Here is a 2086-nt window from a genome sequence, read left to right as displayed (position 1 = left end):
AACTGAAAGACGGCTGGCTCATCCGCTGGCGAGTACGAGCCTCCACCTCAACCGGAGTGACCAGCCAATGGTCCGAATGGCAGGAGGCCACGGTCGCGGTGAGCGGAACCGCCGGCAACGGCCTGGGCGCGGTGCCGGCCACCCGCGGCACCGACTCCTGGACGATCGCCTCGGCCACGCCATGGCTGTACGCGAAGGTGACCAGCACCAATGGATCGAAACTGGTACTGGGCGCGGAGATCGAACACGACCCGGCCGCGCCCGCACAGGGCACCGGACCGATCTGGTCCGGCAGGGGCACCACCTCCTACACCTCCGGCGGCAACGCATGGGTGCAGGTACCGGCCGCGAAGCTGACAGACGGGATGAAGGTCCGCTGGCGGGTACGCGGCGTCACCACCGCGGGCGTCGAAGGCGAATGGTCACCCTGGCAGAGTGCCGTCGTCGATGTGACGAAGCCGGCTGCTTCCGACGTGGGATTGACTCCGGCGACCAGGGGTGCGACGTCGTGGACGGCTTCATCGGTTACGCCATGGGTGTATGCCAAGGTCAGCGACCCTGACTCGCGTACTTCGAGGCTGTGGGTGCAGTTCGAGCACGATCCCGCCGCGGCCGGGCAGGGCACGGGGCTGATCTGGGAGGGCAGGGGCGCCACCGCCTACGCCTCCGGCGGTAACGCGTGGGTGCAGGTGCCGGGCGGGAAGCTGTCCGATGGGATGAAGGTCCGCTGGCGGGTACGCGGGGAGACCACCACCGGTGTTCTCGGCCCGTGGACCGACTGGACCGCTACGAGCATCGACCTCCGCAAACCGTCGGTGGCGGGATTGTCGATGACGCCGGCGACCTGGGATGCCGGGACATGGACAGCGGCGGCGACTTCGCCGTGGCTGTATGCGAAGGTGACCGACCCGGAGAACAGAGACTCCCTGCTCGCCGTGGAAATCGAGCACGACCCGGCAGCGACCGGCCAGGGCAGCGGCTTGATCTGGGCCGGGAAGAGCGCTCAGCCGTACCGCTCCGGCGACAACGCGCTGGTGCAGGTGCCGGGCGGGAAGCTGTCCGATGGGATGAAGGTCCGCTGGCGGGTACGTGGGGAGACCACCACCGGTGTTCTCGGCCCGTGGACCGACTGGACCCAAGCACGCGTTGATCTCCATAAGCCGTCGGTCGAGTCGCTGGGCATGGATCCGGCCCTCCAAGGTTCCGCGTCGTGGACGGCGGGGACGTTGGCGCCGTGGCTGTACGCAAAGGTGACCGACCCGGAGAACCGGTCGAGCAAGCTCAATGTGGAAGTGGAGCACGACCCGGCCGCGGCCGGTCAGGGCACGGGCCCGATCTGGTCGGGTTCCTCGGACAAGGCATACGCGCCGGGAACCAACGCCTGGGCGGTCGTCGCGGCCGGGAAGCTGACCGACGGCTGGCACATCCGCTGGCGGGCACGGGCCACCACCACGTCCGGGGTGTCTGGGCCGTGGTCGGGGTGGGTGTCGGCTCGTGTGGACACGACGATCTTCAAGACGATCCCGGCCGCGCCCGTTGTGAGCAAGGTGTCGGCACCTGTCGGTCAGCTAGTGTCGGGATTGTGGGTGTTGCCGAGCGCCAACCCGGCCTTCACCGCCGCGATCTCCGATGTCGATCGGCGGCCTGGTGTGCTGGAGGCGGAGGTCGAACACGACCCTTCGGCCACCGGCCAGGGGTCGGGGCTGATCTGGTCGGGGCAGGGGAGGACCTTCGGAGAGACCTGTTTCACGGGGCAGACGTGTTCGGCCTCGCATCAGTCCCCTGCGGCGGCAGGGTTGCAGAATGGCTGGCTGATCCGGTGGCGAGTTCGCGCGGTGGTGCAGCCCAGCAGTTCTCCCGGTGCGCTGGTGTCCGGACCGTGGTCAGAATGGCAGGCCGGACGGATCGACACCTCCAAGCCCGTGGTCTCAGACCTCTCAGCCTCCCCAGGACAGCAAACTTCAGGGTTGTGGACATTGCCGTCCACGCAACCGACCTTCTCCGCCGACGGCGGCGACCCCGAATCACGACCACTACGCCTGGAAGCCCAAGTCGAACACGACCCCTCAGCCGCCGGTCAAGGCTC

Annotated in this window: 2 protein-coding genes; one reads left to right on the top strand and one right to left on the bottom strand. The window is 68.4% G+C overall.

Annotated elements, in window-relative coordinates; translation table 11 throughout:
- Positions 1-208 (bottom strand): hypothetical protein (locus ACFYWM_RS44660; RefSeq protein ID WP_389927975.1); only part of this gene is annotated, 208 nt, incomplete at its 3' end.
- Between ACFYWM_RS44660 and ACFYWM_RS44655 the strand changes: the two genes are divergently transcribed.
- Positions 198-2086, top strand: a 1889-nt coding sequence (locus tag ACFYWM_RS44655; protein WP_389927973.1) for a hypothetical protein, incomplete at its 3' end; no start/stop codon positions are given. The genes ACFYWM_RS44660 and ACFYWM_RS44655 overlap by 11 nt on opposite strands.

This window comes from Streptosporangium sp. NPDC002721 (assembly GCF_042888905.1).
Lineage (GTDB): Bacteria > Actinomycetota > Actinomycetes > Streptosporangiales > Streptosporangiaceae > Streptosporangium.
The sequence above is the reverse complement of the archived record's forward strand: the minus strand, read 5'-3'. Positions and strand labels throughout refer to the sequence as shown.